The organism is Stenotrophomonas sp. VV52, assembly GCF_002893095.1.
Classification (GTDB): Bacteria; Pseudomonadota; Gammaproteobacteria; order Xanthomonadales; family Xanthomonadaceae; genus Stenotrophomonas; species Stenotrophomonas aracearum.
In genome coordinates this window covers 82851-106159 of sequence record NZ_PKQQ01000003.1, presented here as the reverse complement: position 1 = coordinate 106159, position 23309 = coordinate 82851, and the positions used below count along the sequence as shown (strand labels likewise).

General features: G+C 68.1%; 20 protein-coding genes. 14 read left to right on the top strand and 6 right to left on the bottom strand.

From position 1 onward, the window contains the following. The first annotated feature begins 7 nt into the window (after positions 1–7). Positions 8–589 carry an NUDIX hydrolase gene (locus C2U58_RS09000; RefSeq protein ID WP_102945554.1) on the top strand — a complete coding sequence of 194 codons (582 nt, stop codon included), beginning with the start codon at positions 8–10 and terminating at the stop codon, positions 587–589. Here the strand turns inward: C2U58_RS09000 and serA are convergent, their stop codons facing one another. Further along, positions 590–1831 (bottom strand): phosphoglycerate dehydrogenase, encoded by a 1242-nt coding sequence (gene serA, locus C2U58_RS08995; RefSeq protein WP_102945553.1) that lies wholly within the window; start codon positions 1829–1831, stop codon positions 590–592. It abuts the gene before it with no gap. Between the two features lie 168 nt (positions 1832–1999). Between serA and C2U58_RS08990 the strand changes: the two genes are divergently transcribed. The 4 genes from C2U58_RS08990 (at position 2000) to C2U58_RS08975 (ending at position 6227) form a co-directional block, all read left to right on the top strand. Next, the gene (locus C2U58_RS08990) at positions 2000–3388 is read left to right on the top strand and encodes an FAD-binding oxidoreductase (protein ID WP_102945552.1); all 1389 of its coding nucleotides are present in this window, start codon (positions 2000–2002) and stop codon (positions 3386–3388) included. A gap of 62 nt (positions 3389–3450) precedes the next feature. Beyond that, entirely contained in the window at positions 3451–3741 is a 291-nt protein-coding gene (locus C2U58_RS08985; protein ID WP_102945551.1) for a DUF2388 domain-containing protein, read from the top strand. Then, on the top strand, positions 3741–5531 hold the full coding sequence (locus C2U58_RS08980; RefSeq protein WP_102945550.1) for a DUF4105 domain-containing protein: 1791 nt from the start codon (positions 3741–3743) through the stop codon (positions 5529–5531). The genes C2U58_RS08985 and C2U58_RS08980 overlap by 1 nt, the downstream gene beginning before the upstream one ends. A gap of 192 nt (positions 5532–5723) precedes the next feature. Then, entirely contained in the window at positions 5724–6227 is a 504-nt protein-coding gene (locus C2U58_RS08975) for a hypothetical protein (RefSeq protein WP_253256696.1), read from the top strand. Between the two features lie 142 nt (positions 6228–6369). On the opposite strand, the gene yeiP is transcribed toward C2U58_RS08975, so the two are convergent. The 5 genes from yeiP to C2U58_RS08950 all read right to left on the bottom strand — a co-directional run bounded on the left by yeiP (position 6370) and on the right by C2U58_RS08950 (position 12203). Next, the gene (gene yeiP / locus C2U58_RS08970) at positions 6370–6936 is read right to left on the bottom strand and encodes an elongation factor P-like protein YeiP (protein ID WP_102945549.1); all 567 of its coding nucleotides are present in this window, start codon (positions 6934–6936) and stop codon (positions 6370–6372) included. 32 nt (positions 6937–6968) lie between these two features. Further along, positions 6969–7739 (bottom strand): SDR family NAD(P)-dependent oxidoreductase, encoded by a 771-nt coding sequence (locus tag C2U58_RS08965; RefSeq protein ID WP_102945548.1) that lies wholly within the window; start codon positions 7737–7739, stop codon positions 6969–6971. Positions 7740–7818: 79 nt separating this feature from the next. Continuing rightward, positions 7819–10383 carry an EAL domain-containing protein gene (locus C2U58_RS08960; protein ID WP_102945547.1) on the bottom strand — a complete coding sequence of 855 codons (2565 nt, stop codon included), beginning with the start codon at positions 10381–10383 and terminating at the stop codon, positions 7819–7821. After that, positions 10380–11273, bottom strand: a complete 894-nt coding sequence (locus C2U58_RS08955) for a hydroxymethylglutaryl-CoA lyase (RefSeq protein WP_102945546.1) — start codon at positions 11271–11273, stop codon at positions 10380–10382. Before C2U58_RS08955 ends, C2U58_RS08960 begins: the two co-directional genes overlap by 4 nt. A gap of 141 nt (positions 11274–11414) precedes the next feature. Further along, on the bottom strand, positions 11415–12203 hold the full coding sequence (locus C2U58_RS08950; RefSeq protein ID WP_102945890.1) for an enoyl-CoA hydratase-related protein: 789 nt from the start codon (positions 12201–12203) through the stop codon (positions 11415–11417). 119 nt (positions 12204–12322) lie between these two features. Between C2U58_RS08950 and C2U58_RS08945 the strand changes: the two genes are divergently transcribed. The 9 genes from C2U58_RS08945 to recJ all read left to right on the top strand — a co-directional run bounded on the left by C2U58_RS08945 (position 12323) and on the right by recJ (position 23283). Then, complete coding sequence (locus C2U58_RS08945) at positions 12323–12577, top strand: FeoA family protein (protein ID WP_102945545.1); 255 nt, start codon at positions 12323–12325, stop codon at positions 12575–12577. Then, complete coding sequence (feoB, locus tag C2U58_RS08940; protein WP_102945544.1) at positions 12574–14427, top strand: ferrous iron transport protein B; 1854 nt, start codon at positions 12574–12576, stop codon at positions 14425–14427. The genes C2U58_RS08945 and feoB overlap by 4 nt, the downstream gene beginning before the upstream one ends. Further along, positions 14427–14681: a DUF6587 family protein gene (locus C2U58_RS08935; protein ID WP_102945543.1), complete on the top strand. Its 255-nt coding sequence runs from the start codon at positions 14427–14429 to the stop codon at positions 14679–14681. The genes feoB and C2U58_RS08935 overlap by 1 nt, the downstream gene beginning before the upstream one ends. Before the next feature lie 87 nt (positions 14682–14768). Further along, positions 14769–15491: a 4-hydroxy-tetrahydrodipicolinate reductase gene (dapB, locus tag C2U58_RS08930; RefSeq protein ID WP_102945542.1), complete on the top strand. Its 723-nt coding sequence runs from the start codon at positions 14769–14771 to the stop codon at positions 15489–15491. A 219-nt stretch (positions 15492–15710) separates the two neighbouring features. Next, a complete protein-coding gene (carA, locus tag C2U58_RS08925) occupies positions 15711–16841 on the top strand; it encodes a glutamine-hydrolyzing carbamoyl-phosphate synthase small subunit (protein WP_102945541.1) in 1131 nt (376 codons plus the stop codon). Positions 16842–16910: 69 nt separating this feature from the next. After that, positions 16911–20153, top strand: coding sequence for a carbamoyl-phosphate synthase large subunit (gene carB / locus C2U58_RS08920; protein ID WP_102945540.1), 3243 nt, complete (start codon positions 16911–16913; stop codon positions 20151–20153). Beyond that, positions 20150–20626, top strand: a complete 477-nt coding sequence (greA, locus tag C2U58_RS08915; protein WP_102945539.1) for a transcription elongation factor GreA — start codon at positions 20150–20152, stop codon at positions 20624–20626. Before carB ends, greA begins: the two co-directional genes overlap by 4 nt. A 6-nt stretch (positions 20627–20632) precedes the next feature. Further along, positions 20633–21553, top strand: a complete 921-nt coding sequence (locus C2U58_RS08910; protein WP_102945538.1) for a phosphoglycerate mutase — start codon at positions 20633–20635, stop codon at positions 21551–21553. Then, positions 21550–23283, top strand: a complete 1734-nt coding sequence (gene recJ / locus C2U58_RS08905) for a single-stranded-DNA-specific exonuclease RecJ (protein ID WP_102945537.1) — start codon at positions 21550–21552, stop codon at positions 23281–23283. The genes C2U58_RS08910 and recJ overlap by 4 nt, the downstream gene beginning before the upstream one ends. The last annotated feature ends 26 nt before the right edge of the window (positions 23284–23309 follow it).

The window sequence follows — 23309 nt, the reverse complement described above, 5'->3', positions numbered from 1 at the left end:
CGCTGCCATGCCCCAAATCCCCGAATCCGTTGTAGGACTTGATCCCGTGCTGCGCGCGCAATTGGCTGATTACGCCCGTCGCCACCCCGAACACGCCGACCTGGCTGACGAATTCAGCACATTGCTGGATGACCCGGAGAACCCGTTCCTGCGCAGCCGCCTGACCGGGCATTTCACCGGCAGCGCGTGGCTGGTCAGTGCCGATGGCGACAGGGTCCTGCTCACCCATCACCGCAAGCTGGACCGCTGGTTGCAGCTGGGCGGGCATGCCGACGGCGAGCGCGACCTGGCGAAGGTGGCGCTGACCGAGGCGGTGGAGGAATCCGGGCTCACCGGGCTGGTGCTGGAGGATGGCGAGCTGTTCGACATCGACAGGCACTGGATTCCGGAACGGAAGGACGTGCCAGGGCACTGGCACTACGACGCTCGGTACGTGGTGCGGGCGCTCGGCAGCGAAGCGTTCGTGGTCAGCGAGGAATCGCTGGCACTGGCTTGGCGGGAGGTGGCCGACGTGGCCAACGCGGCGATTGAAACCCCGGATGGGGATGATTCGTTGCCACGCATGGCGAAGCGCTGGCTGGCGCGGTGATCAATACAGAACGCGGGTGCGCAACGTGCCTGGAATGGCGGCCAGCTCGTCGCGCACCGCGGCCGCCTGTTCTTCGCTGGCGGTGATGTCGATCACCACGTAGCCGACCTTCGGGTCGGTGCGCAGGAACTGGCCGTCGATGTTGACGTTGTGGCGCGAGAAGATCTCGTTGACCTTGGACAGCACGCCCGGCACGTTCTGGTGGATGTGCAGCAGGCGCAGGCTGTCGGCGTGCTCGGGCAGGGTCACTTCCGGGAAGTTGACCGCCGACAGGGTGCTGCCGTTGTCGCTGTAGCGCACCAGCTTGGCTGCCACTTCCACGCCGATGTTGTCCTGCGCTTCCAGCGTGCTGCCGCCCACGTGCGGGGTGAGGATGACGTTGTCGTGCGCGGTCAGCGGCGACACGAACGCATCGCCATTGCCCTTGGGCTCGACCGGGAACACGTCCAGCGCCGCACCGCCGATGTGGCCCGAATGCAGCGCCGCGTCCAGCGCGTCGATGTCGACCACTGTGCCGCGTGCGGCGTTGATCAGGTGCGCGCCGGGGCGCATCTTCGCCAGCTGCGCCGCACCGATCATCCATTGCGTGGCCGCCGTTTCCGGCACGTGCACGGTGACGATGTCGGCGCGGGCCAGCAGGTCGTCCAGGTCGAGGGCGGCGCGCGCATTGCCCAGCGACAGCTTGGTTTCGATGTCGTGGAAGATCACCTGCATGCCCATCGCTTCGGCCATCACGCCCACCTGGGTGCCGATATGGCCATAGCCGATGATGCCCAGGGTCTTGCCGCGCACTTCATGGCTGCCGGCGGCCGACTTCGACCAGCCGCCGCGGTGGCATTCGGCGTTCTTCTGCGGAATGCCGCGGGTCAGCATGATCGCTTCGGCGATGACCAGCTCGGCCACGCTGCGGGTGTTGGAATACGGCGCGTTGAATACCGGGATGCCGGCCAGCTCGGCCGCTTCCAGGTCGACCTGGTTGGTGCCGATGCAGAAACAGCCCACCGCCATCAGGCGCTTGGCGTGGGCCAGCACCTCGGCGCTGAGCTGGGTGCGCGAGCGGATCCCGACGATGTGCGCTTCGGCGATGCGAGCTTTCAGCTCATCTTCGGGCAGCGCCTTGTTGTGCAGCTCGATCTGCGAATAGCCGGCGGCGCTGAACACGTCGATCGCGGTCTGGCTGACCCCCTCCAGCAACAGCACGCGGATATCCTGTTTGGGGAACGAGGTCTTCTTCGGCGACATGGGCGAGCGGCAGCATGTTGGACGGGAGCTGCCCACTATGCCAGATCGGGAGGGGCATGGTGCGGTGCGCCAAAGGGTGGAAATGGTTTCAAACGCGACCATGGCTGAGGTCGCACGACCAACGGCCGTGCGCTACCCTTTGGGGTTCTCCGCCCTGCGTTCGATTCCATGACCGACCCGCGCCTTGATTCGCTGTTGCAGGACTGCCCCGGGCTGCGGCTCAAGACCGATCCGGCCGATCTCGAACACTACGGGCGCGACTGGACCCGCCGCTGGACCCCGGCGCCGCTGGCGATCGCGTTGCCGGGCAGTGTCGAGGAGGTCCAGGCCATCCTGCGCTGGGCCAGCGCCCAGCGCGTGGCGGTGGTGCCCTCGGGCGGGCGCACCGGCCTGAGTGGCGGCGCCGTGGCGGCCCAGGGCGAGCTGGTGCTCAGCCTGGAACGCATGAACAAGCCACTGGCCTTCGATGCGGTCGACCGCACCCTGACCGTGCAGGCGGGCATGCCGCTGGAAGCGGTCCACAACGCTGCGCGCGAGCATGGCCTGATCTACCCGGTCGACTTCGCCGCGCGTGGGTCCTGCTCGATTGGCGGCAACATCGCCACCAATGCCGGCGGCATTCGGGTGATCCGTTACGGCAATACGCGCGAGTGGATCGCCGGGCTCAAGGTAGTGACCGCCAGCGGCGAGCTGCTCGAGCTGAACAAGGGGCTGATCAAGAACTCCAGCGGCTACGACTTCCGCCAGCTGCTGATCGCCTCGGAAGGCACGCTCGGGGTGATCGTCGAGGCCACCCTGAAGCTCACCGACCCGCCACCGGCCAGCAACGTGATGCTGCTCGCGCTGCCGTCGTTCGAGGTGCTGATGCAGGTGTTCGCCGCATTCCGTGAGCGCATGCAGCTGCAGGCCTTCGAATTCTTCACCGACCGCGCTTTGGAACACGTGCTGGCGCATGGTGCACAAGCGCCGTTCGAAGAGGTACATCCGTTTTACGTGGTCACCGAGTTCGCGGCCGGCGACGAGGCCCAGGAAGCGGCCGCGATGGCGGCGTTCGAGGCCTGCCTGGAGCAGGGCTGGGTCAGCGACGGCGTGGTCAGCCAGAGCGAGGCGCAGGCCGCGCAGCTGTGGCGCCTGCGCGAGGGCATCACCGAAGCGGTCGCGCGCTACAAGCCGTACAAGAACGATGTGTCGGTGCGGATATCGGCAATGCCGGCGTTCATGGCCCAGACCCAGGCGTTGATCGGCAAGGCCTATCCGCACTTCGACGTGGTCTGGTTCGGGCATATCGGCGATGGCAATCTGCACATCAACGTGCTCAAGCCTGACGGCACCGATGACGCCGAATTCCTGCAGCAGTGCGAGCACGTGACCAAGCTGCTGGCCAAGGTGCTGAAGGACTTCGATGGCAGCATTTCCGCCGAACATGGCATCGGGCTGGTCAAGAAGGGCTACCTGGACAGCACCCGGGGCCCCGCCGAAATCGCGCTGATGAAAGCGGTCAAACATGCGTTTGATCCCCAAGGGCTGCTGAATCCCGGCAAGGTATTCGACCTCTGACAGGCGACAGGCTTTCACATAGCCGATACGCTTTGCCTATTCCTGTCCTGAACGAATCCAAGATGACGCGATCGATCCTGCTGTTTGCCGTGCTCGCCCTGCCGCTTTCGGCCTTCGCTTCCAGCTTCGCCGGCTCGTCGGCCGGTTCGGCCTCGGGCGCTTCTTCGGCCGGCTCGTCCAGCTCGGACGATGACAAGGTGGTGGTGGACGCGCGCGAAGACGCGGCGGCCTTCGTCGCCAGCGACGGCGCGATCCGTGGCGCCCGCCTGGAAGCGGCACTCGTGCACCTGCGCGGCGCCGCCGCGCGCGACGCCAGCGACCTGCAGCTCGCGCGGTCGCTGCTGGCCCGCTGATGTTCCTGCGCCGCCGGGCCCTGCGCCGATGCGCGGCGGTCCTGGCGGCGCTGTTGTCCGCTCCGACCGCCCACGCCGCGCTGCAGCTGCAGTTGCAGGCCGACGGTCTCACCGCCGCGCAGGCCGACAGTGCCGCGCAGGTGCTGCACGCCGCGCCGGCCCTCCTGCCACCGGCGTGGCAGGCACGCTTCGTCGCGCCGGTCACCGTGGCCTGGTCGGATCGCCTGCCCGACAACGTGCACGGCCGCACCCGCCAGGGCGCGATCACCCTGCGTCGTGCCCTGCTCGATGCCGTGCGCCCCGGCGAACCGCTGCCCCGCGCGGTGCAGGCCGCACTCATCCACGAACTGACCCATGTGCTGGACCGCGCTGCCGACGGTGGCTGGTCATCCAGCGCGCGCTGGCGCGACCTGGCCGGCTGGCAACAACGCCCGTGGCGGCTGGGCCGCGGCGCCAACGCCTTCACCGAACGCAGCCCGGACCCCTACGAGCGCCACAGCCCGGCCGAGTATCTGGCGGTCAACGCCGAGCACTACCTGCTCGACGCCGATTTCGCCTGCCGTCGTCCGGCCCTGGCGGCGTGGTATGCCGCCGAGATCGGCGCCGGTCCACAGGCCGGTTGCGCGGGCACGGTGCCATTGGTGCAGGCAGGCGATACCACCGGCGAAGCCTCGCTGCTGGAGCTGGATCCGCGACGGGTGTACGCGGTGGACTACCTGCTGGCAGAAGGCAACGACCAGCTGATGAGCCGCTGGGGCCACAGCATGCTGCGCCTGGTGATCTGTGCGCCCGGACGCCCGCGTGGCCCGGCCTGTCGGCTGGACCTGGCCGAGCACCGCGTGCTGTCGTTCCGCGCCTTTGTCGGCGACGTGCAGATTTCCAGCTGGAGCGGCCTGACCGGGGCCTACCCGTCGCGCCTGTTCGTGCTGCCGCTCAACCAGGTCATCAACGAGTACACCCAGCTGGAACTGCGCGGACTGCAGTCGGTGCCGCTGGCGCTGGAGCAGGACGACATCGCCAGCCTGCTCGAACGCGTCGGCCAGGTGCACTGGAGCTACGACGGGCGCTACCGCTTCATCAGCAACAACTGCGCGGTGGAAACCGGCAAGTTGCTGCAGGAAGGCGTGCCGCGCTGGGCCGACCCCGGCCTGAACCGGCTCAGCCCCGGCGGCCTGCTGCGCCGACTGGAACGCGAAGGGCGCGCCGACGCCACGGTGCTGGACGATCGCCGCGAGGCGATGCGCCTGGGCTATTACTTCCCCTCGGCGCAGGTGCACTACCAGCAGCTGTTCGATGTGGCGCGCGCGGAACTAAACCTGCCCACCCGCAACGTCAGCAGCTGGTTGCAGCTGCCGGCCGAGCAGCGCGCCGCATGGGCCGAGCGCGGCGGACTGCGCGCAACCTCGGCATTGCTGTTGCTGGAACAGGCCGCGCGTTACCGCGAGGAGCTGCGCGCGCGCGACGGACTCAAGCGCGCGCTGGGCGCGGCGGGCGAGGGCGGCGACAGCGCGCTGGCCGCGCTGCTGGCACTGCTGGACGATGCCGGGCAGCTGGTCAATCCAGCGGGTCTGGTCGGGGGCGAAGGCTATGGCCTGCCCATAGGCGAGGAGCGTACAGCCGTGGCCGCCGCGACCCACCGCATCAGCGCGCGAGGCGTGCCCGCCTGGGCGCAGCTGCAGGCGCAGATGCGGGCGAGATTGCCGGCGGCGCAGCAGCGCGAGCTGCTGACGATTGACGACACGCTGGCAACGCTGGGCGACCGGATGCGCCGGTTGGCGCGCGAGGGCTGACGACCACCGCTGAAACCAACGCCGGTAGAGCCAGGCCCTGCCTGGCTGAATGTCGGAACGAGGCCTTGTTCGTGCCATTCAGGCGGTGTAGCCAGGCAGGGCCTGGCTCTACCACCTGTCTCGTCCCGTCAGGTTCACGATGGTTGCGTTACCGTTCCCTGCTGATCCAGAACATCGGCAAAGGAGTCGAACATGCGCATTTCTCCCCTTATCCTGAGCGCGGCCGTGGCCCTCGGGCTGGTGGCCTGCCAGCCTGCGCAGCACGCGGACCCGGCCGCGGCTGACCCGGCGGTTGGGACGGCAGCGCCGGCCGAGGCCCCAGCGGCGGATGCGAGTGGGTCGCTCGCGCCTGCGGCGGTTGCGGCCGGAGCCGAAGCGCCGCCGGCCTTCCGTGCCACCGGCAACGAGCCGGGTTGGCTGGCGCAGGTGAGCGACGGGCCCAACCCGGTGCTTCGTGTGGAAACCGGCTACGGTGAGCAGAAGTACGAGATCGCCTCGCCCACACAGGGTGCAGACGGCTGGTCGGGCAAGGCGGCCGACGGAACCGAGATCAAGCTCAGTTACCAGCGAACGCTCTGCCATGACGATATGAGTGGGCAGGGCTTCGGGGCCACGGTGATGCTTACCGTGGGCGCCCGCCAGTACCACGGCTGCGGCGAATTCGCCGGCGCCCCCGCCCGCGCGACACGCCCCTGACGAATCCGTAGCGACACGCCATGCGTGTCCCACGCGGTCCCAGCCCGGTAGAGCCACGCCCTGCGTGGCTGCCCCGTGGTGTCCAGCGAAAAGCAGCCGGGCAGAGCCCGGCTCTACGGAGTTTGCACCATCAGTGCATTGATCAATCCGCGCGACCGGCAAACTCGCCGGTCGCCGTATTCACCAGCACGCGCTCACCGTTGGTGATGTACTCGGGCACCATGATCTCGATGCCGGTGCTCAGCTTGGCCGGCTTCGGACGCTTGGTCGCGGTGCCGCCCTTCATTTCCGGCGGGGTCTCGACCACTTCCAGCACCACGCTGGCCGGCAGCTGCACGGCGACCGGCTGTTCGTCGATGACCTGCACATAGATGCCGGTCAGGCCTTCGGTGATGTAGCCGGCGTCGTCGCCGATCACGTCCGCATCCAGGGTGTACGGGGTGTAGTCCTCATCGTCCAGGAACACGAACGCATCGCCATCCATGTACGAGTAGGTGGACTGGCGGCGCAGCAGTTCGACTTCCGGCAGGTTGTCGTCGGCGTCGAAGCTGGCGTCCAACTTGTTGCCACCCGGCACGCTGTACATGATGAAACGGAAGCGCACGTTGCCGCCGCGACCCTGCGGCGAGCTGCGCTCGATGTCGCGGATCTGGTAGACGCCGTTGTTGTACTCGACGACGTTGCCTTTCTTGATGTCGTTGGCTTTCATTGGATGAAGATCAGTAGGTGGAAGTAGGGGTGTTACTTGGGAGCCAACCGCACCGCGCCGTCAAGGCGGATGGTTTCGCCGTTGAGGTAGGTGTTGGTGAGGATGTGCCCGACCAGGCCGGCGAAATCTTCCGGCTTGCCCAGGCGCGGCGGGAACGGGATCGACGCTGCCAGCGACTCCTGCACGGCCGGCGGCATGCCGTCGACCATCGGGGTCCAGAAGATGCCCGGGGCGATGGTCATCACGCGGATGCCGAAGCGCGACAGTTCGCGCGCCATCGGCAGGGTCATGCCGACCACGCCGCCCTTGGACGCGGCATACGCGGCCTGGCCGATCTGGCCTTCATAGGCGGCGACGCTGGCGGTGTTGATGATGACGCCGCGCTCGCCGTCGTCGCCGGCGGCATTGTGCTGCATGCGGTTGGCCGCGGCCTTGGCGACGTTGAAGCTGCCGACCAGGTTGACCATCACCGTGTTCTGGAAGGTGGCCAGCGGCATCGGCGCTTCCTTGCCCAGCACGCGGCCGGCACCGAGGATGCCAGCGCAGCTCACCACCGCGTTCAGGCCGCCGAGGAAGTCATGCGCGGCGTCGATCTGCGCGGCCACGGCGGCCTCGTCGCTGACGTTGGTGCTGAAATAGCGGGCGTGGTCGGCGCCGAGCTCGGCGACAGCAGCCGCGCCTTTTTCATCGTTGAGGTCGAACAGGGCCACGCGGGCGCCCTGGGACACCAGGTGCCGGGCCACCGACAGGCCCAGGCCGGAAACACCGCCGGTGACGACGGCGCGGACGGAAGACAGCTGCATTGCACGTACCCGCAGGTTCAAGAACCGCCGATTCTAGCGGATGCGGCCGGTTTCGCCGTTGTGCAGCGCGTGCGGGCGCTCAGTGGCGCGGGGTCAGGCGGCGGGCGAACTCGTCCGGGGCCAGCCCGGGCGCGAACAGGAAGCCCTGGCCGACGGTCACCCCCATGTCGTGCAGGAACCGCCGCTGCTCTTCCGATTCGATGCCCTCGGCGACCAGCCCCAGTCCCAGGCTGCGCGCGATGCCGCAGACCGCCTCGCATACCGCCACGTCCGAGCGGTTGCCGGGCACCCCCTCGACGAACATCTGGCTGAGCTTGAGCCCGTGGATCGGCAGCCGGCGAAGGTAGTTCAGCGCGCTGTAGCCTTCGCCGAAGTCGTCGATGGTCAGCAGCACCCCCATCTCGCGCAGCCGCGCGAAGGTCTGCAGCGTGTCCGGCGCGTCCTCGATCAGCACCCGCTCGGTGAATTCCAGCTCCAGCGCGCTGCCGGGCAGGCCGTACTGGTCCAGCGCCTGGCGCACGTTGCGGGCGAGGTCCTCGCCGACGAACTGCCGGTAGGAAACGTTGACCGCCACCCGCACGATGCCCAGCCCGGCGTCCTGCCACTGGCGGACCTGGCGGCAGGCCTCGTTCAGCACCCACAGCCCGATCCGGACGATGTCGCCGGTGCTTTCGGCATGACCGATGAAGATGTCCGGGCGCAGCTCGCCCAGTTGCGTGTTGCGCCAGCGGATCAGCGCTTCGGCCGCCACCATCTGCCCGGTGTGCAGGTTGACCTGCGGCTGGTAGACCAGGTGGAACTCGTCATCGTCCAGCGCCCGGTGCAGCCGGCTTTCGATCTGCAGGCGGTCGTGCTGGCGCTGCGCCAGTTCCGGTGAGAACACCTGCCAGCCGTTGCGGGTGCGGCGCTTGCAGTCGTACATGGCGATGTCGGCATTCTGGATCAGCTGCTGCGGGCGCAGCCCGTCCTGCGGCGCACGGGCGATGCCGATGCTGGTGGTCACCGCGAACTCGTCGCTGCCGAAGCGGAACGGCGTGGCGAACGCGCGGGTGATCGCCTCGGCAAGGCGTTCGGGCTGGTCGGGCTGGTCGCGGGTATCGCAGACCACCAGGAACTCATCGCCACCGAACCGCGCCAGCAGCCCTTCGGTGCCGATCGCAGTGGAAATGCGCCGGGTCGCGTCGATCAGCAGTTCGTCGCCGGCGTTGTGGCCGAGCAGGTCGTTGACCGTCTTGAACCGATCCAGGTCGATGTACAGCACGCCCACCCTGGAATGCGTGGGGCTGCCCATGCGCGTGGCGAGGTCGGTCAGCACCGCGTCGCGGTTCATGATCCCGGTAAGCGGGTCGGTGCGTGCCTGGATGCGCAGGGTTTCCTCGGCATGCTTGCGCGAGGTGATGTCCTGCACGGTGCCGGCGATGCGCGCGGCATTCACGTCGCCCGCTTCGGCTTCGCCGATCATGCGCACCCAGAACGAATGGCCGTCGCTGCGCTGGCCCTGCAGTTCAAGTTCGAACGGCGCCTGGCGGTCGATCACGTCCAGCAGGGCCTGCTGCAGCTGCATGCGGTCGTCCACGCGCAGGCATTCGAGCAGCTCGGCCATGTCCTGCAGCGGCAACTCCTGGCCGAGGATGCGCGCGGCTTCGTCGGTCAGGTACAGCCGGTGCAGGCCGCGGTCCCATTCCCAGCCGCCGATGTGGGCCAGCGACTGCGCGCGGTCGAACAGGGTGTTGTTGCGCTTGAGCTCGGTGATGTCGCTGAACAGTGCGAACACATGGTCGGGGATGTCGCGGCCGTTGCCGTACACCGGCACGTTGGTGGTGGAGATCCAGATCATGCGCCCGCGTGGCCGGTGGTAGAGCCCGACGATGGTGCTGCGGATGATGCGTCCGCGCAGCAGCGATTCGCTGGCCGGCCACTGCTCGCGGCTCAGCGGGTGGCCGTGCTCGTCCACGCTGATCCAGTCTTCCGGGGCCAGCAGCGCCTGCAGGCTGCCGCCGTTGCCCTGGGTGCCGAGGATGCGGTGCGCGGCCGGGTTGGCCGACACCACGCGCAGGTCCCGGTCGAACAGGATCACACCCTTGTCGATCGACTCCATCAGCAGGCGGTAGCGCGATTCGGCCTGCCAGCGGCTGCTCAGGTCGCGCGCGACCGCCACGATGCAGTGCTCGCCCTGGTGTTCGAACCCGGCTGAATGCACTTCCACCGGGAAGCGGCTGCCGTCGCCGCGCATGTTGGTGACTTCGATGACATAGGTTTCGCCCCGGCGCAGCGCTTCCCAGACCGGATCGAGGTGGTCACTGGGCAGGTCGGGATTGAGCGTTTCGATCGGCTGGCCGACGATGTCCTCGCGGCTGCGGCCATACGCGCGCACCCCGGCCTGGTTGAGGTCCAGCACCACGCCGGATTCACTGAGGATGCTGACCGGGTCGGGAACCGCGTCGAACAGCGCGGCGTAGCGGCGCAGCGCCAACTGGCGCTCATCCATAGCTTCCTGCAATGCCTGCTGCACGTCGCGCAGCAATGCATGCACATCCGTGCCCGGCGGCTGCGCCAGGGCCTGTTCCAGCGCCGCCAGCACATCGACGTGCGCGGTGAGGTGGTCACCGACCGCAGCATCCATGCGCGGGCGGAGACGGTTCATGCCGCGGCCAGCGCCCTTCCGGCCTTGCTGCCGGTTTCGCGGCCGAGCCGCGCGGCAAGCCAGCGGCCGGTCGCTGCCAATGCGGGCAGGTCGATCCCGGTGCGCATGCCGATCCCGTGCAGCAGGTACACCACGTCCTCGCTGGCGACATTGCCGCTGGCGCCCTTGGCATACGGGCAGCCGCCGGCGCCGGACACGGCCGAATCGACCACGCGCACGCCTTCTTCCAGGCAGGCATCGATGTTGGCCAGGGCCTGGCCATAGGTGTCGTGGAAATGGACGGCCAGCGCCGCCATCGGCACCTCGGCCGCGACCGCATGCAGCATCGCGCGCGCCTTGCGCGGGGTGCCCACGCCGATGGTGTCGCCCAGCGAGATTTCGTAACAGCCCATGGCGTGCAGCGCTTTGGCAACCCGCACCACCTCGCTGACCGGCACCTCGCCCTGGTAGGGGCAGCCGAGCACGGTGGAGACGTAGCCACGCACCTTGACCCCGTCGGCGCGCGCGCGCTCCAGGATCGGCGCGAAGCGGGCCAGCGACTCGTCGATGCCGGCATTGGTGTTGGTACGGTTGAAGGTCTCCGAGGCGGCGGTGAACACCGCCACTTCCTGCACGCCCACCGCACGCGCACGGTCGTAGCCCTGTTCGTTGGGGACCAGCACCGGATAGTCGATGCCAGGCAGGCGTTCGATACCGGCGTAGACCTCGGCGGCGTCGGCCAGCTGCGGCACCCAGCGCGGGCTGACGAAGCTGGTCGCCTCGATGGTGCGCAGGCCGGTCAGCGACAGCTGCCGGATCAGCTCGATCTTGTCGGCGGTGGCCACCGGCTGGGCTTCGTTCTGCAGCCCGTCGCGCGGTCCGACCTCGACGATGCGGACGAAGTCATCCATGACGGCGGGCCGGGCGGGCGGACAGCGGGGGGAACTCAAGTGCGATCACGGAACATCCTGGATGAATTGACGGCGCAGTTCCCTGGCGGGCCACGACAGGGAGATACGCGGGATGGGAAACAAAGCGGCCAGCGGCCGCGTTCAGTCCTGGCTGACCCAATGCGGGGCGCGTTTGTCCAGGAACGCGCCGAGCCCTTCCTGGCCCTCGGCCGAGACCCGTAGGCGCGCGATCAGCGCGGCATTGTCGCGGTCGGTGGCGTCGCGGTCGCGGCCGGCGGCGACCCGGCGCACCAGGTCCTTTGCCGACGCCGCGGCGATAGGGCCGGCCTTGTCGAGCAGCCCAAGCTGGCGCTGCACGGCTTCATCGATGCGTTCAGGTTCGACCAGCTGGTGCACCAGCCCGATCCGCAGCGCGGTCTCCGCATCGAAATGCTCGCCGGTGGCGAACCAGCGGCGGGCCTGGCGCGGGCCGATCGCGTCGATCACATAGGGCGAGATCACCGCCGGCAGCAGGCCGAGGCGGCTTTCGGTCAGGCCGAAACGGGCGCTGGTGCTGGCGATGGCGATGTCGCAGCAGGCCACCAGGCCGACCCCGCCGCCGAACGCGGCGCCGTGGACCCGGGCGATGGTCGGCTTGGGCAGCTCGTCCAGGGTCCGCATCAGCCGGGCCAGGGCCAGCGAGTCCTGGCGGTTGTCCTCCTCGCTGGCGGCGGCCATGCCGCGCATCCACTGCATGTCCGCGCCGGCCGAGAACGAGGCACCGGTCGCAGCCAGCACCACCGCGCGGACCTGCGGGTCGCGCCCGGCCGCGTCCAGCGCGGCGGTCAGCGCGGCGATCAGCCCGGCGTCGAAAGCGTTGTGCAGGGTGGGGCGGTCCAGCCACAGGGTCAGCACCGCGGCGCTGCGTTCAATCCGTAAAGCGTCACTCATCTTGGGGGCCTGCGCCTGCTCCATACATGTATGGATCATAGCGGTCCAAGGGGCGCGGGCCATGACGCGACGCGGCGATGCTAGAATTGATAACCATTCTTATCGACCCAAGGCGACCCGTGACGTTGTCCGATCTGCCGCTGCACGGCTCCGCTCAGGTGGAATCGGTGCGCGACCTCCATGCAAACGACGCCATTGCCCGCCGGCTCAGGGAACTGGGTTTTGTGAAGGGTGAAGATGTGCGTCTGGTAGCCCGTGGTCCCATCGGCGGCGAACCGCTGCTGGTGCAGGTCGGGTTCACCCGCTTCGCGCTGCGGATTTCCGAAGCCAGGCGCATCGACATCACGGCGGTTGCAGATGGAGCGGCCGCATGAGCGCCGCCACCCTGCGCGTTGCCCTGGTCGGCAACCCCAACAGCGGCAAGACCGCGCTGTTCAACCAGCTCACCGGCAGCCGCCAGAAGGTCGCCAACTACACCGGCGTAACCGTGGAACGCAAGGAAGGTCGCCTGCGCGCGCCGTCCGGTCGCGAATTCGCGGTGCTCGACCTGCCGGGTGCGTACAGCCTGCAGCCGGCCAGCCTGGACGAGGCGATCACCCGCGACCTGTGCCGGGGCTTCTACCCGGGCGAGGCGGCACCGGACGTGCTGCTGTGCGTGATCGACGCCACCAACCTGCGCCTGCACCTGCGTTTCGCGCTGGAGCTGCGCGAGCTGGGCAAGCCGATGATCGTGGCGCTGAACATGGTCGACGCGGCCGAGCGCCGTGGTATCAGGATCGACGTGCCAGCACTGGAGAAGGCCCTGGGCGTGCCGGTGGTGGAAACCGTGGCGGTGCGCCGTAACGGCGCCCGCGCGCTGGTCGAACGCCTGGACGCGATGGTGCCGCACCTGGATGCGCCGGTGGCGGCCGTCGCCGGGGAAACCGACTACCACATGCAGGTGCGCGACATCCTGGCCGCCGCGGTGAGCATGCCGACGCGCACCGCGAAGATCGACGACGCGCTGGACCGCTGGCTGCTGCACCCGGTGTTCGGGTTGATCACCCTGGTGGTGGTGATGTTCCTGATCTTCCAGGCGGTGTTCGCCTGGGCCACGCCGTTGATGGACGGGATCGAGGCCGGGTTCGGCTGGCTCGGCGAAGTGGTCGGCGCCAACCTGCCGGCCGGGCCGCTGACCAGCCTGCTCACCGACGGCATCATCGCCGGCGTCGGCGGGGTGGTGGTGTTCCTGCCGCAGATCCTGATCCTGTTCGCCTTCATCCTGGCGCTGGAAGAGTCCGGCTACCTGCCGCGCGCTGCGTTCCTGCTCGACCGCATGATGGCCTCGGCCGGCCTGTCCGGGCGTTCGTTCATCCCGCTGCTGTCCAGCTTCGCCTGCGCGGTGCCGGGGATCATGGCCACCCGAAGCATCCAGGATCCGCGCGACCGCCTGGCCACCATCCTGGTGGCGCCGCTGATGACCTGTTCGGCGCGCCTGCCGGTGTACGCGCTGCTGATCGGTGCCTTCATTCCGCAGAAGACGCTGTGGGGCTTCGTCAGCCAGCAGGGTCTGGTGCTGTTTGGCCTGTACGTGGCCGGCATCCTCAGCGCGCTGGCGATGTCGTGGGTGATGAAGAAGTGGCGCCGCGACAAGAGCGAGCATCCGCTCATGCTGGAACTGCCGTCCTACCGCATCCCGCACCCGCGCGACCTGGCGGTGGGCCTGTACGAGCGCGGCATGATCTTCCTCAAGCGCGTGGGTGGCATCATCCTGTCGCTGACCATCCTGCTGTGGGTGTTGCTGTCGTTCCCCGGTGCGCCGGAAAACGCCACCATGCCGGCCATCGACTACAGCTTCGCCGGCCAGATCGGCCATGCGATGGCGGTGTTCTTCGCGCCCCTGGGCTTCAACTGGCAGATCTGCATCGCGCTGATCCCGGGCATGGGCGCGCGCGAAGTGGCGGTGTCGTCGTTGGCGACCATCTATGCGCTGTCGGCAGCCGATGACGATGCTGCGATCCAGGCGCTGACCCCGGTGGTCGCCAACGGCTGGTCGCTGGCGACCGGGCTGTCGCTGCTGGTGTGGTTCATCTATGCGCCGATGTGCATTTCCACCCTGGCCACGATCAAGCGCGAGACCAACTCCTGGAAGCAGGTTGGCTTTGCCACCTTCTACCTGTTCGCGGCCGCTTACGTGGCTGCGCTGGTCACCTACCAGGTGACCGTGGCGCTGGGCGGCGGCTGATGGACGCCGGCCTGATGCTGCAGTACGTGGTGGTCGCACTGATCGTGCTGGCCAGCGCGTGGGTGGTGGTGAAGAAGCAGATGCCCGGCACCGTGCGCCGGGTGCGCGGGGCGATTGCGCTGGGGCTGGTGAAGCCGGATCGCAGTGCCTGGCTGCAGGCGCTGGGGCGCAGGATCGCCCCGCCTGCCACCGGCGGCGGCGCGTGTGGTGGTTGTGACAGCTGTGGTCCCACGCCGCCGAAGCAGCATCGGTAGCGCCGGCCGTTGGCCGGCCTTGGGATCGCGCGGGCCGGCCAACGGCCGGCGCTACCGTTTCCCGGGGCTTTCCTTTAGCCTTCTGGCATGACTACTCCCCCCATTCGTTTGCTCATCCACGGCGCATCCGGTCGCATGGGCCAGGCGCTGCTGCGGCTGGCCGCCGAACGCGACGACCTGCAGGTCGTTGCCGCCATCACCCGTCGTTCGCCGGCCCAGCGCGTGGTCGAAGGCGTGCCGCATTTCGCCGCCAGCGAACTGCACGGCGCGCCCCGGTTCGACGTGGCCATCGACTTCAGCCTGCCGGAAGGTTTCGATCCGGTACTGGCGCTGTGCGTGGAGCGCGGGGCAGGGCTGGTCTCCGGTACTACCGGGATCAGCGAAAGCCAGCGCCAGGCGCTGATCGCGGCCGCCGCGAAGATCCCGCTGGTGTGGGCCTCCAACTTCTCGCTCGGCGTGGCCGTGCTGGACGAACTGGTCGAACGCGCCGCCGCCGCGCTGGCAGGGTGGGATTGCGACATCGTCGAATCCCATCATGTGCACAAGCAGGACGCGCCGTCGGGCACCGCGCTTACGCTGGGCGCCGCCGCGCAGAAGGGTGGGGCACAGCCGCATTACGCCAGCCTGCGCGCCGGTGACATCGTGGGCGAGCATCTGGTCCAGTTCACCGGGCTGGGCGAGCGCATCGAACTGACCCACCGGGCCACCAACCGGGACATCTTCGCGCGGGGTGCGCTGTTTGCCGCCATTCAGCTGAATGGGCGGGCGCCGGGCAGCTACCGGGTCCGGGATCTGCTAGCCGGAGCGTAGGGACACGCCCTGCGTGTCCTGTGTGGTTCATCACGCATCGGCCCATCGTGAATACGCACAACCACTGGCGCCGGGGCGCCCTTCCCATTACAATTCCCGCTCGCCGAATCACGACAGCCGGACCGGTCCCGCACCGCAGTCCGCGCTTTTTTGCAACCGCTTTTCCGTGAAGCGTGGCGTGACTTCGGCGACCCCCTCGGTAGCCAAAGTGAGATTCCCGTGACCCAAGCCGCAATCCTCGTCCTCGAAGACGGCACCGTATTCGAGGGCGAATCCGTAGGCGCGCCCGGCCTGTCCGTCGGTGAGGTGGTGTTCAACACCGCCATGACCGGTTACCAGGAAGTGCTGACTGATCCCTCCTACGCTCGGCAGATGGTCACGCTGACCTACCCGCATATCGGCAACACCGGCATGACCGACCAGGACGACGAGGCCCACAAGGTCTGGTCGGCCGGCCTGATCGTGCGCGACGTGCCGCGCCGTCCCAGCAACTGGCGCAGCCAGGTCTCGCTGCAGGACTGGCTGCTGCAGCGTGGCGTGGTGGCCATTTCCGGCATCGACACCCGCAAGCTGACCCGCATCCTGCGCGAGCGCGGCGCGCAGAACGGTGCCCTGATGGCCGGCGACGACATCAACGTGGATGTGGCGCTGGAAGCGGCGCGCAAGTTCCCGGGCCTGAAGGGCATGGACCTGGCCAAGGTGACCAGCACGGAGAAGGCCTACAGCTGGAACGAGGGCCAGCTCGACCTGGACTCCAACACGTTCGTCAGCGCTGCCCCGCAGTTCAAGGTGGTGGCCTATGACTTCGGCGCCAAGCTGAACATCCTGCGCATGCTGGCCGAGCGCGGCTGCGACATCACCGTGGTGCCGGCGCAGACCCCGGCGGCCGAGGTGCTGGCGATGAACCCGGACGGCGTGTTCCTGTCCAACGGCCCGGGCGACCCGGAACCGTGCGACTACGCCATCGAGGCGATCAAGGTGTTCCTGGATAAGCAGCTGCCGGTGTTCGGCATCTGCCTGGGCCACCAGCTGCTGGCGCTGGCCTCCGGTGCCAAGACCGTGAAGATGGGCCACGGCCATCACGGTGCCAACCACCCGGTACAGGACCTGGACGACGGCCGGGTGATGATCACCTCGCAGAACCACGGTTTCGCGGTGGATGAAGCGACCCTGCCGGCCACCCTGCGCGTCACCCATCGCTCGCTGTTCGACGGTACCAACCAGGGCATCGCGCGTACCGACGTGCCGGCGTTCTCGTTCCAGGGCCATCCCGAAGCGTCGCCGGGCCCGCACGACGTCAGCCCGCTGTTCGACCGCTTCATCGCCCTGATGGCGCAGGCCAAGGCCTGATTCGCGGCGCCGCTGCCTTCGGCGCGGCGCCGGAACACCCCGACACGCTGTACTGACTTAGAGAAGACAATGCCCAAGCGCACTGACCTTAAGACCATCCTCATCATCGGTGCCGGCCCGATCGTCATCGGCCAGGCCTGCGAGTTCGATTACTCCGGCGCCCAGGCCTGCAAGGCCCTGCGTGACGAGGGGTATCGCGTGGTGCTGGTCAACAGCAACCCGGCCACGATCATGACCGACCCGGAGATGGCCGACGCCGTCTACATCGAGCCGATCAACTGGCAGACGGTCGAAAAGATCATCGCCAAGGAAAAGCCCGACGCGCTGCTGCCGACCATGGGCGGCCAGACCGCGCTGAACTGCGCGCTGGACCTCGCCGACAACGGCGTGCTGGAGAAGTACAACGTCGAGCTGATCGGCGCCAAGCGCGACGCGATCCGCATGGCCGAAGACCGCGAGCTGTTCCGCGTGGCGATGGGCGAGATCGGCCTGGAGTGCCCGACCGCTGCGGTCGCGCACACGCTGGAAGAAGCGATCGAGATCCAGACCCGCGTCGGCTACCCGACCATCATCCGCCCCAGCTTCACCTTGGGCGGCAGCGGTGGCGGCATCGCCTACAACCGCGAAGAGCTGGTCGATATCGTGACCCGCGGCCTGGAACTGTCGCCGACCACCGAAGTGCTGGTGGAAGAGTCGGTGCTGGGCTGGAAGGAATTCGAAATGGAGGTGGTGCGCGACACCGCCGACAACTGCATCATCGTCTGCTCGATCGAGAACCTGGACCCGATGGGCGTGCACACCGGTGACTCGATCACCGTGGCCCCGGCCCAGACCCTGACCGACAAGGAATACCAGCGCCTGCGCGATGCCTCCATCGCGGTGCTGCGCAAGATCGGCGTGGACACCGGCGGTTCCAACGTGCAGTTCGGCATCAGCCCGACCACCGGTCGCGTGGTGGTGATCGAAATGAACCCGCGCGTGTCGCGTTCGTCGGCGCTGGCCTCGAAGGCCACCGGCTTCCCGATCGCCAAGGTCGCCGCCAAGCTGGCGGTGGGTTACACCCTGGACGAGTTGAAGAACGAAATCACCGGCGGCCTGACCCCGGCTTCGTTCGAGCCGTCGATCGACTACGTCGTCACCAAGATCCCGCGCTTCGCCTTCGAGAAGTTCCCGGCCGCCGACGCCCGCCTGACCACCCAGATGAAGTCGGTGGGCGAGGTGATGGCGATGGGCCGCACCTTCCAGGAATCGCTGCAGAAGGCCCTGCGTGGCCTGGAAACCGGCAAGATCGGGCTCGACCCGACCGGCCTGGACCTGGCCAGCGAAGACGACATCACCACCCTGAAGCGCGAACTCAAGGCCCCGGGCCCGGAGCGCCTGTTCTTCGTGGGCGATGCGTTCCGCGCGGGCTTCAGCGTGGAAGAGGTGTTCGCGCTGTCGCACATCGACCCGTGGTTCCTGGACCAGATCGAAGAGATCATCCAGGCCGAAACCCAGCTGGCCGCCGATGGCCTCGACGCGCTCGACGCCGCACGCCTGCGCAGGCTCAAGCGCGCTGGCTTCTCCGATGCACGCCTGGCCGAGCTGACCGGTACCAACGAAGCGGGCGTGCGCGCGCTGCGCCGTGCGCACAAGGTGCGCCCGGTCTACAAGCGCGTGGACTCCTGCGCGGCCGAGTTCGGCACCAGCACCGCCTACCTGTACTCGACCTACGAGGACGAATGCGAAGCCGCACCGAGCAACCGCGACAAGATCATGATCCTGGGCGGCGGTCCGAACCGCATCGGCCAGGGCATCGAGTTCGACTACTGCTGCGTGCACGCGGCACTGGCGCTGCGCGACGATGGTTATGAAACCATCATGGTCAACTGCAACCCGGAAACCGTGTCGACCGACTACGACACCTCCGACCGCCTGTACTTCGAGCCGCTGACGCTGGAAGACGTGCTGGAGATCGTCGAGCTGGAACAGCCCAAGGGCGTGATCGTGCAGTACGGCGGCCAGACCCCGCTGAAGCTGGCGCGCGCGCTGGAAGCCAATGGCGTGCCGGTGATCGGCACCTCGCCGGATTCCATCGACCTGGCCGAAGACCGCGAGCGCTTCCAGCAGCTGGTGGACAAGCTGGGCCTGAAGCAGCCGCCGAACCGCATCGCCCGCAACGACCAGGAAGCGCTGCTGCTGGCCCGTGAGATCGGCTACCCGCTGGTGGTGCGCCCGAGCTACGTGCTGGGCGGCCGCGCCATGGAAATCGTCTACGGTGAAGCCGACCTGGCGCGCTACGTGCGCGACGCGGTCAAGGTTTCCAACGATTCGCCGGTGCTGCTGGACCGCTTCCTGGACAACGCGGTGGAAGTGGACGTGGACATCATTGCCGACAAGGACGGCAACGTGCTGATCGGCGGCGTGATGGAGCACATCGAAGAAGCCGGCGTGCATTCGGGCGACTCGTCCTGCTCGCTGCCGCCGTACTCGCTGTCGGCTGAAACCCAGGCCGAGCTGCGCCGCCAGGTGGTGGAACTGGCCAAGGCCCTGAACGTGGTCGGCCTGATGAACACCCAGTTCGCGATCCAGGCCGGCGACGACGGCCAGGACATCGTGTACCTGCTGGAAGTGAACCCGCGTGCCTCGCGCACCGTGCCGTTCGTGTCCAAGGCCACCGGCATGGCGCTGGCCAAGATCGCCGCGCGCTGCATGGCCGGCAAGACCCTGGCTGAGCAGGGCGCGACCAAGGAAATCGTGCCGGACTACTACTCGGTCAAGGAAGCGATCTTCCCGTTCGCCAAGTTCCAGGGCGTCGACCCGATCCTCGGGCCGGAAATGCGCTCCACCGGTGAGGTGATGGGCGTGGGCCGCAGCTTCAGCGCCGCCTTCGCGCGTGCGCAGGAAGCCGGTGGCATCAAGGCACCGCCGCTGGGCAAGGCCTTCGTGTCGGTCCGCGACCCGGACAAGAAGCGTGTGCTGCCGGTGGCGCAGGCGCTGCTGGAGCGCGGCTACAGCCTGGTGGCCACCCGTGGCACCGCAGCATGGCTGCAGCAGCACGGCATGGACTGCGAGATCGTCAACAAGGTGGTTGAAGGTCGCCCGCACATCGTCGACTCGATCAAGAACGGCGAAATCGTGTATATCGTCAACACGACCGAAGGTCGCGCGGCGATCAACGACTCGTTCTCGATCCGTCGCGAAGCGCTGCAGCACCGCGTGACCTATTCGACCACCATTGCCGGCGCCAAGGCGCTGGTGCAATCCCTGGAATTCCGCGGTACCGGCCCGGTCTGGTCGCTGCAGGAGCTGCACAAGGAGTTGAACGCATGAGAGCACCGATCACCCTGAAGGGCGCGCAGCGTCTGCGCGAAGAGCTGGACCACCTGAAGTCGGTCAAGCGCCCCAAGGTCATCGCGGCGATCGCCGAGGCGCGTGAGCACGGCGATCTCAAGGAGAACGCCGAGTACCACGCCGCGCGCGAAGAGCAGGGCTTCATCGAAGGCCGCATCAAGCAGCTGGAGAGTGAGCTCTCGCACGCCGAGATCATCGACATCAGCAAGCTCAATGCGGGCGAGAAGGTGGTCTTCGGCGCCAGCGTCACCCTGGCCGACGTGGACACCGACGAAGAGAAGAAGTACCAGATCGTCGGCGACCTGGAGGCGGACATCAAACTGGGGCTGATCGCGATTTCCTCGCCGGTGGCGCGCGCGCTGATCGGCAAGAACGCGGGCGACAGCGTGGTCATCGACGCGCCGGCTGGCCAGCGCGAGTACGAAATCGTCGACGTGCAGTACGTGGCCTGACCGACCATGGCCACGGCAACGTTGTTGCTGCCGGCACGCAGCCGGTTTCCCGCCGCATCGTTGCCCGATGACGTGGCCAAAGCGCTCGGCCGTGCCGAGCGCACCAGCGTCGACGCCGGCGAGCGTGCCCAGCTGCAGCGGCATTTCCAGCTGCAGCCGGCGCACTGGCCGGTGGCCGCGCTGACCCGCCAGCTCGACGTGGGCGATGCCCATGACGGGGTATGGCTGCGGGCCGATCCGGCCAATGTGGTGCCGGACATGCACGGCGCGCGGATGATGGGCCATGGCGACACGCTGCGACTCGAGGCCGACGACGTGGCCGCGCTGTTGCCGGCGTTGCAACCGCTGTTCGCCGGTTACGGTTTCACCCTGGACGCGCCGACCCCGTCGCGCTGGTACCTGCGCCTGCCGCCGGGCACCACGCTGCCGGCGTTTGCCGCGCCCGACGATGTGCTGGGCGATGACCTGTTCGCCTTCCTGCCCGAGGGCGATGCGGGGCGTCGTTGGCGTGCGCTGCTGACCGAGGCCCAGGTGGTGCTGCACCAGCATCCGTGGAACGCGCAGCGCGTGGCTGCCGGCAAGCGCGCGGTCAATTCGCTGTGGTTCTGGGGCGGTGGTGAGCTGCCTGAAGCGGTGCGCACCGCGCATGCCCAGGTGCGCAGCCGCGACGCGCTGCTGCAGGCGCTGGCCAAGGCGGCCGGCGTGCAGGCCGACGGCGACCAGCAGGTGGATGCGTTGGTCGACCTGCGGCAGCTGCGTTCGCTGGAGCAGCTGGGCAATGATGCGATCCGGCCGTTGTTGTCGGCCCTGCAGCGCGGTGAGTTGCGCCGGCTGGTGCTGGATTTCGAGGATGGCGCACGCTTCGAGCTGGACAAGGGCCAGCGCTGGCGCTTCTGGAAAAAGCCGGTCCAGCTGCACGACGCATGACCGCTTCCGATTCGCTCCAGATCCAGCGTCGCGTCATCCCGTCTGCCGGTGAATGGCCCGGTGAAATGTTGCCGCTTCTGCAGCGACTCTACGCGGCGCGCGGTGTCACTGACGCGGCCCAAGCGCAGCCAAAGCTGGCGCAACTGCATGCACCGGAGCTGATGGGCAGCATGCAGGCGGCCGTCGATCTGCTGGCCGAGGCCATCGCCAGCAATGCGCGCATCCTGGTGGTAGGCGATTTCGATTGCGACGGTGCTACCGCATGCGCGGTCGGCGTGCGCGGCCTGCGCATGCTCGGCGCGCGCGATGTGGTGCATGCGGTGCCCAATCGCATGTTGCACGGCTACGGGCTGTCGCCTTCCCTGGTGGCCGAACTGGCGCCCTTGAAGCCGGGCCTGCTGGTCACCGTCGACCATGGCATTGCCTGCCACGCCGGTGTAAACGCGGCCAAGGCGCTCGGCTGGAAGGTGCTGGTCACCGACCATCATCTGCCCGGCGAACAGCTGCCACCGGCCGATGCCATCGTCGACCCCAACATCAATGGCGATGCCTTCCCGAGCAAAGCGCTGGCCGGCGTCGGCGTGATCTTCTACGTGCTGATGGCGCTGCGCCGCCAGCTGCGCCAGCAGGGCGCGTTTGCGCCCGGCGCCGAGCCCGACCTGCTGACCCTGCTGGACCTCGTCGCGGTCGGTACCGTGGCCGATCTGGTCGCGCTGGATGCGAACAACCGCGCCCTGGTCAGCGCGGGTCTGCGCAGGCTGCGCGCGGGGCAGGGCTGTGTCGGCCTGCAGGCATTGATTGAAGCGAGTGGCCGCGAGGCAGCGCGCCTGAGCGCTACCGACATCGGGTTCGCCATCGGCCCGCGCCTCAACGCGGCGGGCCGACTGGAAGACATGGCGCTCGGCATCGAACTGCTGCTGACCGAAGACCGCACGCAGGCGCGCGAAATCGCCCAGACCCTGGAGCAGATCAACTCGGAACGGCGCGCGGTCCAGCAGCTGATGACCGACGACGCCGAGCTGGCGGTTGCACGCGCGGTACTGAGTGCCGAAGGCGAACGCCCGATCGCGGCCTGCCTCTTCGATGCCGAGTGGCACCCTGGCGTGGTCGGCCTGGTCGCGTCGAAGATGAAGGACCGCCTGCACCGTCCAGTAATTGCATTTGCACCGTCCGAACCGGGCAGCGATTCGCTGCGTGGCTCGGCCCGCTCCATCGCCGGTTTCCACATCCGTGACGCGCTGGCGCTGGTCAATGCCGCGCATCCGGGCCTGATCGACAAGTTCGGTGGCCATGCCATGGCCGCCGGCTTGAGCCTGTCGCACACGCGCCTGCCGGAGTTCCAGCGGGCGTTCGTGGCCGTCGTCGAATCCAGCATGGACCCGGCGGCACTGCAGCAGTTGCTGATGAGCGATGGCGAACTGGCGCCGACCGAACTGGACTTCCGCCACGCCGAAGCGCTGCGCCTGGCCGGCCCGTGGGGCCAGGGGTTCCCCGAACCGCTGTTCGACGGCCATTTCCAGGTCGCCCGCTGGCAGGTACTGAAAGAGAAGCACCTCAAGCTCAGCCTGCGCGTCCCCGGCCGCGCCGAACCGATCAACGCCATCCATTTCAGCGGCTGGCGCGGCAATGCCCCGGCCAACACCGTACACATCGCCTACCGCCTGGTCAGCGACGACTACCGCGGCGGCGGCGCCATCCAGCTCATCATCGAGCACTGCACCGACGCGTGATTGGGGATGGGCTGACTGCGATGGCG